This is a genomic window from Plesiomonas sp. PI-19 (assembly GCF_021368255.1).
Lineage (GTDB): Bacteria > Pseudomonadota > Gammaproteobacteria > Enterobacterales > CAMTGL01 > Plesiomonas > Plesiomonas shigelloides.
This window is the reverse complement of record NZ_JAJNMQ010000001.1, coordinates 1036421-1051973: the sequence shown is the minus strand read 5'-3', so window position 1 is coordinate 1051973 and position 15553 is coordinate 1036421. Positions and strand designations below refer to the sequence as shown.

Annotated in this window: 12 protein-coding genes; 7 read left to right on the top strand and 5 right to left on the bottom strand. The window is 51.0% G+C overall.

Annotated elements, in window-relative coordinates; translation table 11 throughout:
- Positions 1 to 267: 267 nt before the first annotated feature.
- Together LQ901_RS04775 and ylqF are read right to left on the bottom strand one after the other, a co-directional pair.
- Entirely contained in the window at positions 268 to 1842 is a 1575-nt protein-coding gene (locus LQ901_RS04775) for a lytic polysaccharide monooxygenase (protein WP_233671996.1), read from the bottom strand.
- Positions 1843 to 2282: 440 nt separating this feature from the next.
- Complete coding sequence (gene ylqF / locus LQ901_RS04770) at positions 2283 to 3203, bottom strand: ribosome biogenesis GTPase YlqF (RefSeq protein WP_233671995.1); 921 nt, start codon at positions 3201 to 3203, stop codon at positions 2283 to 2285.
- A 481-nt stretch (positions 3204 to 3684) separates the two neighbouring features.
- Between ylqF and LQ901_RS04765 the strand changes: the two genes are divergently transcribed.
- Both LQ901_RS04765 and pykF read left to right on the top strand, forming a co-directional pair.
- Positions 3685 to 3858 (top strand): hypothetical protein, encoded by a 174-nt coding sequence (locus tag LQ901_RS04765; protein ID WP_156121220.1) that lies wholly within the window; start codon positions 3685 to 3687, stop codon positions 3856 to 3858.
- 567 nt (positions 3859 to 4425) lie between these two features.
- Positions 4426 to 5838, top strand: a complete 1413-nt coding sequence (pykF, locus tag LQ901_RS04760; RefSeq protein ID WP_039044867.1) for a pyruvate kinase PykF — start codon at positions 4426 to 4428, stop codon at positions 5836 to 5838.
- Positions 5839 to 5957: 119 nt separating this feature from the next.
- Here the strand turns inward: pykF and LQ901_RS04755 are convergent, their stop codons facing one another.
- Complete coding sequence (locus LQ901_RS04755; RefSeq protein ID WP_010863926.1) at positions 5958 to 6344, bottom strand: hypothetical protein; 387 nt, start codon at positions 6342 to 6344, stop codon at positions 5958 to 5960.
- A gap of 472 nt (positions 6345 to 6816) precedes the next feature.
- Here LQ901_RS04755 and LQ901_RS04750 point away from each other — a divergent pair, with 472 nt between their 5' ends.
- Complete coding sequence (locus LQ901_RS04750; RefSeq protein WP_036769848.1) at positions 6817 to 8151, top strand: NCS2 family permease; 1335 nt, start codon at positions 6817 to 6819, stop codon at positions 8149 to 8151.
- 122 nt (positions 8152 to 8273) lie between these two features.
- Here the strand turns inward: LQ901_RS04750 and LQ901_RS04745 are convergent, their stop codons facing one another.
- Together LQ901_RS04745 and LQ901_RS04740 are read right to left on the bottom strand one after the other, a co-directional pair.
- Positions 8274 to 8531 (bottom strand): YoaH family protein, encoded by a 258-nt coding sequence (locus LQ901_RS04745; protein WP_064977921.1) that lies wholly within the window; start codon positions 8529 to 8531, stop codon positions 8274 to 8276.
- A gap of 161 nt (positions 8532 to 8692) precedes the next feature.
- Positions 8693 to 10207 carry a fumarate hydratase gene (locus LQ901_RS04740; protein WP_152137078.1) on the bottom strand — a complete coding sequence of 505 codons (1515 nt, stop codon included), beginning with the start codon at positions 10205 to 10207 and terminating at the stop codon, positions 8693 to 8695.
- Between the two features lie 203 nt (positions 10208 to 10410).
- Here LQ901_RS04740 and pabB point away from each other — a divergent pair, with 203 nt between their 5' ends.
- The 4 genes from pabB (at position 10411) to LQ901_RS04720 (ending at position 15524) form a co-directional block, all read left to right on the top strand.
- Entirely contained in the window at positions 10411 to 11964 is a 1554-nt protein-coding gene (pabB, locus tag LQ901_RS04735) for an aminodeoxychorismate synthase component 1 (protein ID WP_064977923.1), read from the top strand.
- The gene (locus LQ901_RS04730; protein WP_064977924.1) at positions 11930 to 12502 is read left to right on the top strand and encodes a CoA pyrophosphatase; all 573 of its coding nucleotides are present in this window, start codon (positions 11930 to 11932) and stop codon (positions 12500 to 12502) included. The genes pabB and LQ901_RS04730 overlap by 35 nt, the downstream gene beginning before the upstream one ends.
- 200 nt (positions 12503 to 12702) lie before the next feature.
- On the top strand, positions 12703 to 13977 hold the full coding sequence (locus tag LQ901_RS04725) for an HAAAP family serine/threonine permease (RefSeq protein WP_039044871.1): 1275 nt from the start codon (positions 12703 to 12705) through the stop codon (positions 13975 to 13977).
- A 179-nt stretch (positions 13978 to 14156) separates the two neighbouring features.
- Positions 14157 to 15524, top strand: coding sequence for an L-serine ammonia-lyase (locus tag LQ901_RS04720; RefSeq protein WP_010863933.1), 1368 nt, complete (start codon positions 14157 to 14159; stop codon positions 15522 to 15524).
- Positions 15525 to 15553 lie beyond the last annotated feature (29 nt).

Genomic DNA, 15553 nt, shown 5'->3' with positions numbered 1-15553 from the left:
GAACTTCATTTTGAGTTTAGCGATATGTGCGTTTCGTCCCATTACCACGGAATTCTCTTGTGAATCATCAGCGGGAAAGGCGTGATTTTCTGCGCAATGACGCAGCGTTAAGCCACGCGCAGTTTTCGGTTTCAGCTTGTAACAAACAAGCCACCAGCCGCGGCTGATGGCTCATTATGAGGTTTTATTGGCGGCACTCGAGCACCGTAACGATACCTACGAGAGGCCAACTCGATGCCAACCGTGACGCCGACGAAACTATAGAGCCTACTGTTTCTGCCATACCGCAGAAGATGGTGGGATTTCGCCTTTCGTCCACCAACGGGCTTTATAGCTACTGCCTTGGTAAGTCACCAATTGCCCCGCCGTATAAGCAGTCTCTGATGACCACTCACCATTTTGCCCGCTGCCAGTGGATACCACTTTCAGCCAAACACTGCTGACGCCCGGCGTTTCACCTTTGGTCCACCACTGCGCCTTATATTGCACCCCGTTGTAAGTCACCACCGCATTCGCTTGGTAGGTGCTGTTTGCATCCCACGCTTGAGGTTGTTCCGGCGTGACCGCACCGCTGCCCTGCACTGTTACCGCTACCGGCGTGACCACACTATTAACACCATCACTGACCGTAATGTTAATGGTTACCGCGAGATTATTGCTCGACACCGGCGCACTGTACGTAACCGAGGCTTTATTACCACTGACCAATACGCTGCCGGCAGAGCTCGTAAAGGTCAACTTATCGCCCTCGGCATCAGTCGCCTGCACATCAAACAGCAGATTTTGTCCGCTTTTGACCGTCAGGGTCGCCGGAGCACTGACCACTGGCGCTGCATTGCTGGCACGCAGATCCAACTGATAGGTGTAATCTTTGTTTTTGGTATAAACCTGATTGCTGTACAAGTCCGCGCTGGAATACGCGACATTGCCACGACTATCCACGACGCCAACTTGGGCCAATGTGGCATACGCTGAATTCACTTTGTCCGCTAATTGCTGCGCCCATACAAATTCAGCCTCATTCGCGGTAGTCACCGGCAGTTTCTCAAACACTACCTCTTTACCTGACGCATCAAAAATCCGGAACCACACCGTTTCACCGGCACGCGCATCGAGGCCGGCTTTGACAAAGTTTCCTTTGTTTATCCAAGCCGTGGCCGTTGATGAACCGGTAAATGTAATATCACTACAGTTATAAAAACCTTCACCCGCTGGATCTACACGCTGCCAACGGGTATAGAGCACCGCATCACCGGTACGATCGGTGGGCAGTTGAATCTCCATCTGATAATACTTTTTGCCATCAAGCGTGGTCACCGCAACATCGTTGAAATTGGCAAGCAGCTCTAAATCCGCCCATGCCAATTTTTGTGTCGCAGCATCAAAGCCTGGTTTGGAAATGAAAAACTGCCAGAAACTGGGATTATGCGGCGTCGCAGCTAAGAAACGTACAGTCACTTTGCCGCCTTGGGTGACATCAATCAGGGTTTTCTTCCATGCCGCAGACGGCATATCGATGCCTGCTTTTTTAGTGTCACCCGCAGCACACAGCGTGCCATCTGGGATCGCCGCCTTTACCGCGGTTAACTCACGGTAATTACTGACCAAACGCGAAAACTCAGGCTTTTGTACGAAAGGATACCAACTGGACTGCTGATAGGCCTGACGACACGCTAAGTTGGGGATGGTCGAACCATCTTGCGAATCCCAATAGCCGCCATCTTTATCACAAATCTCTTGGCGGGCCGCCGGATATTCCACGTACCCATGCGCAGCAGCGAACTGCGGCACTGCCAATAATGTAACCAGTGACAGCCACGCTCCTGCCCCTGCATTAAACATAGCACCTCGTCGTATAGCCTTTTGTAACACAGCGTTTTGCGACATAGCTCTTCCTGACCCTGATAAACAATGCGAAAGAAACAGAACAAGGCCAACGCAGGGTAATTTGCATTCACCCCACACACCTTATCCAAATTGCATAAACGCCACGCACAGAACATTGCCCATGCGCAACTATGCACTCTTAATTTGTTTACGAGATGTTAATTGCGGGCAAGCCGATATTTTAGTTCTGCGAAATGCTGCGGAAGGTTAGGTGTAAATGGTTGAAACGCGCGTCATCATTAACCGCGAGATAAGCAAGTCAAACAGTTCGGCGAGGAATTTAGAGGAATTAATATAGAGGAATAAACGTATAAACACAGTGACAGAAAAAAGGAGCCTATCGGCTCCTCTTATTCATATCAAACACACAGTATTTGTTCGTTACGTAGATTGAGTTACTTACGTTTTTTCTTTTTCTTCTTTTTCAGCTCATCTTGCTCGGCTTTTTGTGCCAAGCGGATCGCTTCGGCTTCGCTTTCACGCACAATCATCTCTGGCGTTTCTAAGCTGATGCGGCCAATGGTCGCGGTACGAAATTCGTTGAGCAGCAAGGTCGCCACTTTATTCAAGTCCGCAATCCCACCGCGGCGCAGACAGCCGCGCTGACGGCCAATCTCATCCATCAGTTCTATATCACTTTCAGGCAACTCATCCAGTTGGAAACGTGCTTTGAGATACTCAGGATAAGCCTGCAAGAAATACTCCGCCGCAAACATCGCCACTTCTTCGTGATCGATCACCGTATCTTTGATTGCGCCGGTGATAGCCAAGCGGTAACCACACGCTTCCGGTGACAATTTCGGCCACAAAAATCCCGGGGTATCATGTAGCACAATATTGTTATCCAGCTTGATACGCTGCTGCATCTTAGTCACACCGGCTTCGTTGCCGGTTTTGGCAATCGTACGCCCAGCCAAGGTATTAATCAGCGTGGATTTACCGACGTTCGGGATCCCGAGGATCATCGCGCGCAGTGGCTTATCTGGCGTGGTACGGTTTGGCACCATCTGCACACACAAATCCAGCAAGGCGCGGATTTGCTCCGGCTGCTGCTGCGTTAATGCAATCGCTTTGATGCCTTTTTCTTTTTCCAGATGCGCCATCCACTGCTGAGTCACCACAGGATCGGCCAAATCCGATTTATTCAAAATTTTCAGGCACGGCGTATCACCACGCAAAGCCGGAACCAGCGGGTTTTCACTGCTGAACGGGATACGAGAGTCGAGCACTTCGATAATCAAATCGACATTTGGCATGGCTTCGGCGATTTCTTTACGCGCCTTGTGCATGTGCCCCGGAAACCAGTTAATGGCCATTTTCAGACTCCTTCGTCTCATTCCGCCGGATACCGTCGTGCGGCTGCGGGTTTTAGCTGTCAGTAACCTACGCCAGAAAGTGTACGCCAACGCTTATCAAAACGGCGCACTCTCTTGCAAAGGGGGCGATTGTAATCGCTCACTGGCAATAGACCAAGCCCTTCCCGCGCCTTGCTGCCACCTAAGTGCACTTAGCCAATAAATAGCCCTCAACCCGAGGTCTTAACCCTGAACCGCCAAGCACGGCATACGCCGCTTAAAAGCGTTAATGGGATAAAAAACAAAGAGCCAAGAGCGTCATTCCATGCTGAGTCACTGCCCACCTCACATTATCAGACAAATTGTTAACTTTATTCAGAAAACTCAGCGCAATAGCGGTTGTGTTCACCATCGAATTACACTACACATTAGATAAAACCGAGAGATGAAAAACGACCGACAGTGGTCAGCTCGAAATACCGCCATCTGATTAGGAGTGCATATGACCAAAAAAGTGTTGTATATCGCATTACTAATCTGGTGCGCACTTTACCTGCTCAACATCGTATTGAAGATCGTCTCACCGCCAGCGGTGTTGTGCGATCCCGATGTCATTCATGTAGAGAATGTCGATAAATATTTTGACGCCCTGTACCGTTGCAACATTTACGACTGATTCATCACACCTGAGTTTGTGAAGGCAATCGTAAAAGTCGCTTTACTGTATTTTTTTCGCGGTTAAAATAAAATCATGCTGTTACGTGCCACAACTGAATCGATTCAGATCGCTTGAAAATCCTCTTTTCCTGCCTATAATGGTCATCGCCGACGAAAGTGTGACCGTTATTTCACATACGCTCTACACTGATTTGATGAAACGTCAGCACATAACATGAGTGATTCCGTCGACCGGATCACCGCCCCACAGGTTGAACAATCAGGTATGTTATTTACGTCTTTATGATGATATTAACCGGTTATTCTCGCGTTCTTCAGGCCTTCCACGTGCACACATGCACGGCGACTGCCCCGCGAAAACCTGCCTATCATCTTTGTTCACCTCGTTTCTCTATTGTTCTTTTTTCCCGCTGTCAGGAATCACTTCTGGCTCTATTCAAGAAGTGTTCACATTCTTATGGCGATATAGCGTTATCAATCTGTTCTGTTAGCCGTCTGCATTTTCTGAGCACAGTGCAGATTGGTAACCCGAATCCATTCATTACTAGTCGCAGATAATTTGATCATGAAAAAAACTAAGATCGTTTGTACCATCGGCCCGAAAACCGAATCCAAAGAGATGCTGGGTAAGCTGCTGGATGCAGGCATGAATGTCATGCGCCTGAACTTCTCTCACGGTGACTATGAAGAGCATGGTAACCGTATCCGCAATCTGCGTGCAGTAATGGCAGAAACCGGCAAGCGTGCCGCTATCCTGCTGGACACCAAAGGTCCGGAAATCCGTACCATCAAACTGGAAGGCGGTAACGACGTTTCTCTGGTTGCCGGCCAAACCTTCACCTTCACCACTGACAAATCTGTCATCGGTAACAAAGACCGCGTAGCGGTAACTTACGAAGGTTTCGCAGCTGACCTGAAAGAAGGCGATACCGTTCTGGTTGATGACGGTCTGATCGGCATGAAAGTGACTGCGGTAACCGACAAAGAAGTTATCTGTACCGTTCTGAACAACGGCGATCTGGGCGAGAACAAAGGCGTTAACCTGCCAGGCGTTTCCATCCAGCTGCCAGCTCTGGCTGAAAAAGACAAGCGTGACCTGGTCTTCGGTTGCGAGCAAGGCGTAGACTTCGTTGCGGCTTCCTTCATCCGTAAGCGTGACGACGTACTGGCTATCCGTGAGCACCTGAAAGCACACGGCGGCGAGAAGATTCAGATCATCTCCAAGATCGAAAACCAAGAAGGTCTGGACAACTTCGACGAAATTCTGGAAGCCTCTGACGGCATCATGGTTGCACGTGGCGACCTGGGTGTTGAGATCCCAGTTGAAGAAGTTATCTTCGCGCAGAAGATGATGATCCAAAAATGTAACCGCGCACGTAAAGTGGTTATCACCGCGACTCAGATGCTGGATTCTATGATCAAGAACCCACGTCCAACTCGCGCAGAAGCGGGTGACGTTGCTAACGCCATCCTGGACGGTACCGATGCCGTTATGCTGTCTGGTGAGAGCGCCAAAGGTAAATACCCTCTGGAAGCAGTTACCATCATGGCGACCATCTGTGAGCGTACTGACCGTGTAATGCCAAGCAACCTGTCTGCTTCTAACGATAGCGCCAAGCTGCGTATCACCGAAGCCGTATGTAAAGGTGCGGTTGAGACTGCAGAAAAACTGCAAGCGCCACTGATCGTAGTTGCTACCGAAGGTGGTAAGTCAGCGAAGTCTGTTCGTAAGTACTTCCCACAGGCCAACATTCTGGCGCTGACCACTAACGAGAAAACTGCTCAGCAGCTGATCCTGAGCAAAGGCATCACTCCAATGGTAGTTCCAGTTATCGCGTCTACCGATGACTTCTACCGTCTGGGCAAAGAAGCCGCGATGGCTTCTGGTCTGGGTGAGAAAGGTGATGTGGTTGTTATGGTTTCCGGCGCGCTGGTACCAAGCGGCACAACTAACACTGCCTCTGTACACGTACTGTAATCCAGTATTGATACAGTGTGTACGCAGTTAAGACGTACACAACAAAAAAGCATGCCTCACGGCATGCTTTTTTTATAGGCGGACAACTCAACGTGCCGCGTAGAATAAACGCTTCGCTATTACGCTTTATCGCGATGACGATACTCTTGCGCCAAGCTCAGCGGGATGATGAACAGGCTCACGCCCGGGTAACGGCTGCTACCGTCTTCGTGCTCAAACTTATGCACCACATCCAGATACCGTGGGTTATTTTCATCCACCGGCACATCAATAAACAGCTCGCCCAGATACGGCACATCCGCATCGTTATCCGGCCATAAATCAAAACATTCACGGTAACCGATACCTTGTTGATCAAACCATGCCAGCGCCTTGTTACGCACCGCGCAGGTTGCGTAATCAAACTCATCGAGCTCAGATTCTTCTGGACGGAAAAACGTAACCATCAGCACATCTGACTGACGTTGGCGGGCAATCGCATCAATGGTGGTCCACTGTTCTGACATTTTGATTCCTGTTCTACGTAAAAAAATCTCCTGCTCATTGTGGATGCTCAGGCTGCTGATGTACATCTCGATTGTTTGGATTTTAAAACTGCCGCACACTCGTGCAATGCCCGATGAGCACAGATGGCCGCCAGATAAGTGTCAGCCTGCCAAATAACTGTTTCATCGCCTCACCACGCCGTGTATCCCCCTATCCGCACGCCATTAGCAAACATGTCGAGCAAGAGCTGCAAAATTTGCAAGATAGCTCACACTGCCATAGAGGCCGAGCGTTGCATATGCATGAAATTTATTACGCGGAGCAGGCACAAGCAAAAGATCTGGTATCAAACTATGTCACATCACATTTTTATGTAAAAATACGCAGAGTGTGATGCCTCTCACTGTCTGTCACTTCCCCCTCGGCGACGGCCACACCGCTTTTCGGAGAACAGAGCGCATACTTTTCTCTTATTTAAATTAAGACTGAGCAATGAATACTCACGTAGATACTGCAAGAAAAGATGGCTTGCTGGAAAAGTTTTTTCAGCTAAAAGCACACGGCACCAATCCTCAAAAGGAACTGGTCGCAGGAATAACCACCTTCCTGACCATGGTTTACATCATCTTCGTAAACCCGCAAATCCTCTCCAGTGCCGGTATGGATACCCAAGCTGTTTTCGTTACCACCTGTCTGATTGCTGCCTTGGGTAGTATCCTGATGGGGATATTTGCCAACCTGCCAATTGCACTGGCACCGGCCATGGGCCTGAATGCCTTCTTCGCCTACGTGGTGGTTGTAGGTATGGGTTACTCATGGCAAATCGGCATGGGCACCATTTTCTGGGGTGCGGTGGGCCTGTTATTGCTGACCATTTTCCGCGTCCGTTACTGGTTGATATCGAATATTCCAATGAGTCTGCGCATTGGTATCACCAGTGGTATCGGCCTGCTGATTGCCCTGCTCGGCCTGCATAATGCCGGGATCGTGGTGGCGAACCCTGCCACCATGGTCGCCGTGGGGGATCTGACCTCCATCCCGTGCGTACTGGGTGCCTTGGGCTTCTTCCTGATTGTTATCCTTGCTGCCCGTGGCGTTTATTCTGCGGTGCTGATCTCTATGGTGGTGACCACCACGTTGGGGATCTTGTTCGGTGATGTCAAATTCCAAGGTCTGGTTGCTCTGCCGCCAAGTATCGCGCCAGTATTTGGTCAGCTAGAGCTGGCAAAATCACTGGATATTGGTCTGGCCGGCATTATCTTCTCGTTCATGCTGGTTAACCTGTTTGACTCTTCCGGCACACTGATTGGCGTGACCAATAAAGCCGGTTTGACCGACGAAAAAGGCCGTTTCCCACGCATGCAACAAGCGCTGTATGTGGACAGTATCAGCTCCGTCAGTGGTGCTTTCATGGGCACGTCATCCGTGACTGCCTTCATCGAAAGCTCTTCAGGGGTTTCCGTGGGTGGCCGCACTGGTTTAACCGCGATCGTAACGGGTCTGCTGTTCCTGATGGCGATTTTCTTCTCGCCTCTGGCGGCGATGGTTCCGGCCTATGCCGCTTCCGGTGCGCTAATTTATGTGGGCGTGCTGATGACCGCCGATTTGGCGAAGGTGAAGTGGAGCGATCTGACTGAAGCGGCGCCAACGTTCATCACCACCATCATGATGCCGTTTAGCTTCTCGATCACCGAAGGTATTGCGACTGGCTTTATCTCCTACTGCGTACTGAAAGTGGGTACCGGTCGCTGGCGTGAACTGAACCCGTGCGTTGTGGCAGTTGCTGCCCTGTTCTTGATCAAATTTATTTGGGTCGATGCGCACTGATTGCAGCCAAATGATTTGATACCAAGAGATAAAAAAACCGGTGCTCGTCACCGGTTTTTTTATTGTCCTACACTGTTTGCCCAACAAAGGCTGACTCTCGGTGGAACACGACACGCATCAACTCAATAGCCGTGCTCGTCGTCTTCATCCGCATCATCGCGGTCGTCGTCGGCACGCTCATCCCATGCGTCGTGCTCTTCATCTTGTTCATCATCTTCAAACAGAACGCGTGTACTTTCCCCCTGACGACTGGCACGGATCTCGGCTGCAACCTGCGCAATCGCCTGTCCGCTGGATAATCCCTGAGCCATCAGCTCATGGATCCGCTCTGCCGCTTGCTGTTGTTCACTGTGGCTCAGCGCCGGCATATCTGCAAACATGATCTCTCCTCGCAATAGCGTTTGGTGTCACAACTGCGGCTGATTATAGGGGAAGTGGCGCAAAATACGATAAGCGCGATAAGAAAGAACACCAACAAAAAAGGCGCCGCTGCGCCTTTTTATTCATCATAGTGAACAACATGCCAAATATTGACGCCGTATCAGGCATTCATTTCAGCAATTTTCACTTTCCAGATATCCGGACCAATCTGGTGCACATTCGCACCGGTACTGTCGACTGCGACTGTAACTGGCATATCTTTCACATCAAATTCGTAGATGGCTTCCATCCCCAGATCGCCAAACGCTACCACGCGGGATTTCTTGATGGCTTTGGCCACCAGATAAGCAGCCCCACCCACAGCCATCAGATAGACAGCTTTATGCTTTTTGATGCTCTCGATAGCCGCCGGACCACGCTCAGACTTACCAATCATACCGATCAGACCGGTTTCACCCAGCATCATCTCGGTAAATTTGTCCATGCGGGTAGAGGTTGTCGGGCCAGCTGGGCCCACCACCTCATCACGTACTGGATCGACAGGGCCCACGTAGTAGATAAAGCGGTTGTTGAAATCCACGCCATCCGGCAAGCCTTGGCCGCTACGCAGCATGTCTTGAATGCGCTTGTGCGCCGCATCACGACCGGTGAGCATCTTGCCCGACAACAAAATGGTTTCGCCCACTTTCCAGCTCTGGATCTCTTCTTTAGTGATGGTATCCAGATTCACGCGACGCACGCTATCACCGGTTTCCCAGCTGATATCAGGCCACTCATCCAGTGATGGTGGAACCAGCTCCGCTGGACCATTACCATCCAACGTAAAGTGGATATGGCGAGTGGCTGCACAGTTCGGGATCATCACCACCGGCTTAGACGCCGCGTGCGTTGGCGCGGTTTTAATTTTCACATCCAGCACAGTCGTCAGACCGCCAAGGCCCTGAGCACCAATACCGAGTTTGTTGACGCGCTGGTAAATATCCAGACGCAGCTTTTCTTCTGCGGTTTGCGGGCCACGCTCAATCAGCTCTTGAATATCGCAGCTTTCCATCAAGGCTTCTTTGGCCATCACCGCTGCTTTTTCAGCCGTACCGCCGATCCCAATGCCCAGCATGCCTGGTGGACACCAGCCCGCGCCCATGCTTGGCAGGGTTTTCTCCACCCACTCAGCAATGTCATCGGAAGGGTTCAGCATGACCATCTTGGTTTTGTTTTCCGAGCCGCCGCCCTTAGCTGCAATCAGTACTTCAACTTTGTAACCAGGCACCATCTCGACATGTACCACCGCAGGGGTGTTGTCTTTGGTATTTTTACGCGCTCCGGCTGGATCGGCCACCACGGACGCCCGCAAGGTATTGTCAGGGCAGGTATAAGCGCGGCGGGTACCCTCATCAATCATTTCCTGTACGGTCATGTCAGAATCCCACTGCACCTGCATGCCGATTTTGACAAAACAGGTCACGATACCGGTATCCTGACAGATAGGCCGTTTACCCTCTGCACACATCCGCGAGTTAATCAGAATCTGGGCAATCGCATCCTTGGCGGCCGGATTCAGCTCTTTGTTGTAAGCGTTTTCCATCGCTTTAATAAAATCGAGCGGATGATAATAAGAAATGTACTGTAATGCGTCCGCGACACTGTCAATGAGGTCATCTTTGCGGATGATGGTCATTCGGTCGATCCTCTTGTCGTTTTAGGCTTCCAAAGTAAGCAGGGGTCATTGATAAGAATTTTTAGATTTAGAAGTAGAGTAGAAAGAGAGAACAACATCCTTATCGAATCCATCCCCTACAGCGTGAAGCTATGATACTCTTCCGAATATGACGTGACTATGTCCTGCCTCACACGCCAATTAACCTACATCACAAAACTGAGATGTTTATAAATAACAATAGCTTTCCCTCGTGTCTGGCTCTCGAATATCAGCACGATGCGTTACATAACCATTTCCGCAGCGTTGCGCATTTGCCATGGGCCATGTTACTGAGCTCAGGCCATGCTACGCATCCACACAGCCGCTACGATATTTTGGTGGCCGAGCCGCTGGCTACGTTGTGCACTACCGGTGAGCACACTTGCATTACGCAAGGTGAGGTGCAAACCACACATCAAGATGACCCACTGGCTTTATTGGCGCAGACACAAGCGGCGTTGCTGCCAAACTTACCGGCGCATCCTACCCTGCCGTTTTTAGGCGGCGCTCTGGGCCTGTTTGGCTATGATTTGGGGCGACGTTTTGAACAGCTACCAGAACATGCGGTCAGCGATATCAGTGTGCCGGATATGGCGGTGGGCATTTATGACTGGGCCTTAATTGCCGATCATCAGCAACAAACCCTGACGCTACTGAGCCACGGCGATATTTATGCGCGCTGGCATTGGCTGTTAGCCGCACAAAAAAGCTATGCCGACCGTGCAGCAGAAGAGATGCCGTTTACGCTGACCAGCGAGTGGCAAGCCAACATGAGCGCCGAGGAATACCGGCAAAAATTTGATCAGGTACAAGCCTATTTACATGCAGGTGATTGCTATCAGGTCAATCTGGCGCAGCGTTTTTCTGCCGACTATCAAGGTAGCGAATGGCAAGCGTTTGAGCGACTAAATGCCAGTAACCAAGCGCCTTTTTCGGCTTTCTTGCGTTTACCGCAAGGCAGCATTCTGAGCGTTTCGCCGGAGCGTTTTCTGGCCGTTGAACAGCAACAGGTCACCACTCGGCCAATTAAAGGCACCCGCCCACGGCATAGCGATCCGATTTCTGATCGTGCTGAGGCCGCCGCGCTGACCATGTCGGAAAAAGATCGTGCTGAGAATCTGATGATCGTCGATCTGATGCGTAATGATATCGGGCGCGTCGCGGTGCCCGGCAGCGTCAGCGTGCCAGAGTTGTTCATCGTAGAAAGTTTCCCTGCGGTGCACCATTTGGTCAGCACCGTGCAAGCGAGCTTGCCAGATACCTGTAGCAATACGGATTTGCTACGCGCCTGCTTCCCCGGCGGCTCAATTACCGGAGCGCCGAAAATTCGCTCGATGCAAATCATCGATGAGTTAGAGCCACAGCGGCGTAACGCCTATTGCGGCAGCATCGGCTATTTAAGCTGTTGCGGCCGGATGGATACCAGTATCACCATCCGCACCCTGATTGCGGCGCAGGGGCGTCTGCACTGTTGGGCCGGCGGCGGTCTGGTCGCTGACAGCCAGTGGGAGTCGGAATACCAAGAAACGCGGGATAAAGTCGCTAAGATTTTACCGATTCTGAGTGCGACTCCCTGTGAGCCCAGCGAGTCGAGCGCGATGGCGTCCAAGGCACAAGACGAATCGCAGACGGCGCATGAATCGGCACCGCAAGACAACACTTGCACACTGCACGGCGATAACAGCGGTGATGAGTCACGCCATGACGCACATACCGAGCCTCAGCAGCCTGCATAGCCGCTTTAACCTGACCCTGCCCGCTACGCATCCGACGATGCCGTGGCGGGGAGGCGCACAGGCGGCGGTGCTCATCCCGTTGGTTAATCGACCGGAGCCAACGCTTCTACTCACACAGCGGGCGCTGCATCTGCGCCATCATCCTGGACAAATCGCCTTTCCCGGCGGTCGTGCAGAAGCCCAAGACCACTCGCCAATTTGTACGGCGCTGCGCGAAGCACAAGAAGAAACCGGTTTGCCACCGGCCAATGCCGAAATCTGGGGATGCCTACCCGCACTGAGTACGGTCAGTGGTTATCAGGTGACGCCGGTGGTGGCACTGATCGAGCCGCCGTTTACGTTATCGGCTGATCATAATGAAGTTGCAGGCATCTTCGAGATCCCCCTCGCCGCCCTCATGAATCCCCACCACTATCAGGCGCTACGTTTTTGGCGCAAGCATAAACTGCACACCGTTTATGCGATCTCTGTTCAAAAAAAGTTCATTTGGGGCGCTACTGCCGCTATAATGCGCAACCTCATGCTACAGATTGCATAAGAAATCCGTTTTTTCCTTCGCCCAACCACTAGTTGTAGTTACGCAATCGGATACATAGTGATAAGAATCACACTAATTCATAAGACTATTCGGTCAGATCACAGAATGTGCGTGACGCCATATCTTTGACGATATAACTCTCTATACTCCCGCGCCAACTGACAAACAATATAGTTTTATCCTGCAAAGGTGGTAGCCAGATGAAATCAGACGTAAGCATCAATACAGCAGCAAACGCTGCCAGTATTCCCTGGAGTAAGCAAGACACCACATGGGTGCTGAGCCTGTTTGGTACCGCCGTAGGTGCCGGTATTTTGTTCCTGCCAATCAACGCCGGTATGGGTGGTTTTTGGCCGCTGGTCGTTATGGCGCTGATCGTAGGCCCAATGACTTTCCTGGCTCACCGTGGTATGTGCCGCTTTGTTCTGTCTTCTTCTAAGCCAGGCAGCGACATCACTGAAGTAGTAGAAGAGCACTTCGGTAAAACCGCAGGTAAACTGATCACTCTGCTGTACTTCTTTGCTATCTACCCAATCGTGCTGATTTACGGCGTAGGTATCACTAACACCGTGGATTCTTTCATGGTGAACCAGCTGGGCATGGAATCTCTGCCACGCGGCGTACTGTCTATCATCCTGATTCTGGGCATGATGTCTGTTATGATCGCCGGCGAACGCCTGATGCTGAAAGTAACTGAATTCTTGGTATACCCACTGGTTGGTATCCTTGCTTTCCTGTCCATCTACCTGATTCCGGACTGGAACACCTCGATGATCAGCGCGCCGTTGCCATCATTTGCTAGCTTCGGTTCAACTCTGTGGCTGACCATCCCAGTACTGATTTTTGCATTCAACCACTCGCCTGCTATCTCTGCCTTCTCTATGGCACAGGAGCGTTCTTACGGTAAAAATGCAGAACAACGTGCAAGCCAAATCCTGAAGCGCACTTCTATGATGCTGCTGGGCTTCGTAATGTTCTTCGTATTCAGCTGTGTACTGAGCCTGAGCCCAGCCGATCTGGCTGCTGCTAAGCAGCAGAACATCGCTGTTCTGTCTTACCTGGCTAACAAGCACGAAAGTCCATTTATCTCTTACTTAGGCCCATTGATTGCCTTCGTTGCTATCGTAAGTTCTTTCTTCGGCCACTACTTAGGTGCCCGTGAAGGTCTGAATGGCTTAATTATTAAGCAAATGCGTGCAAATGGTAAAACTCCTGATGTTAAGAAGATTGACCGTTTCACTGTAGTGTTTATGATTGCAACCCTGTGGATTGTTGCCACCATCAACCCAAGCATCCTGGGTATGATTGAGTCACTGGGCGGCCCGATTATTGCCATGATCCTGTTCATCATGCCAATGTATGCCATCCGTAAAGTACCTGCGATGCAGAAGTACCGTAGTGACAAGCTGAGCAATGCATTCGTAGTTCTGATGGGTTCTGTAGCGATTTCTGCGATTGTCTTCAGCCTCATCTGATTACTGAAAAAGACAAAACATCCATGGATGGAGGGGAGCTGGGTTACCGGCTCCCCTTTGTGGTTTGTAGATAACCACAGCAAGAAATTTTAGAAACTCACCTTTAATGCAGGATAATCTGCGTTAATAATTAAACCTGATTGACCAATTCGGCCGCAGGCCTGATTGAGGAGAACACCGTGATTAGCGTATTCGACATGTACAAAATCGGCATCGGCCCTTCCAGTTCGCACACCGTCGGACCGATGAAAGCCGGTAAACAATTCGTCGATGAGTTGGTAACCATGGGACGTCTCAAGGATGTGACTCGCATTGCCGTCGATGTGTACGGTTCGCTGTCCCTGACCGGTAAAGGTCACCATACTGATATCGCCATCATTATGGGTCTGGCGGGTAACATGCCAGATACGGTGGATATTGATTCTATCCCTGGCTTTATCAAAAACGTGGAAGCTAGCGAGCGTCTGCTGCTGGCTAAAGGCGCGCACGAGGTGGAATTCCCACGCGAAGGCGGCATGAATTTCCACAGCACTAACTTAGAGCTGCATGAAAATGGCATGCAAATCCATGCGTTTGCCGGTGACCAACTGGTACTGAGCAAGACCTACTTCTCTATCGGCGGCGGCTTCATCGTTGATGAAGAGCATTTCGGTAAAGCAGAAACTTCTTCTGTGGTAATGCCATACCCGTTCCAGCATGCTGCTGATCTGCTAGCGCATTGCCATGCGACCGGTCTGTCACTGTCTGGCCTGGTACTGAAAAACGAGCTGGCCATGCACAGCATGGAAGAGATCACTACGTACTTCAACGCTATCTGGAAAACCATGCATGACTGCATGGAGCGCGGCCTGAATACTGAAGGCTACCTGCCAGGTCCACTGCGTGTACCTCGCCGTGCGTCAGCCCTGCACCGCCTGCTGTCTACTTCTGACAAGCTGTCTAGCGATCCAATGAACGTGGTTGACTGGGTAAACATGTTCGCCCTGGCAGTGAGCGAAGAAAACGCCGCCGGTGGCCGTGTGGTAACCGCCCCAACCAACGGTGCATGTGGGATCATCCCTGCGGTACTGGCTTACTACAACCACTTCATCAAGCCAGTCACTGAAGAAGATTGCCGTCGTTACTTCCTGACTTCAGGTGTAATTGGTGCGCTGTACAAGATGAACGCTTCTATCTCTGGTGCCGAAGTTGGCTGTCAGGGCGAAGTGGGCGTGGCTTGTTCTATGGCCGCAGCTGGTCTGGCTGAGCTTCTGGGCGGCTCACCAGAGCAAGTGTGTGTAGCAGCCGAAATCGGTATGGAGCACAACTTGGGTCTGACCTGTGACCCAGTTGCCGGTCAGGTGCAAGTACCGTGCATCGAGCGTAACGCAATTGCTTCCATGAAAGCGATCAACGCAGCGCGTATGGCGATGCGCCGTAGCAGCGAGCCACGTGTATCTCTGGATAAAGTTATCGAAACCATGCTGGAAACCGGTAAGGACATGAACGCCAAATACCGTGAAACTTCCCGTGGTGGTCTGGCCATCAAAGTGGTTCACTGCGACTGATTTTCAGCGCTCAGTGCATCTCACTGACC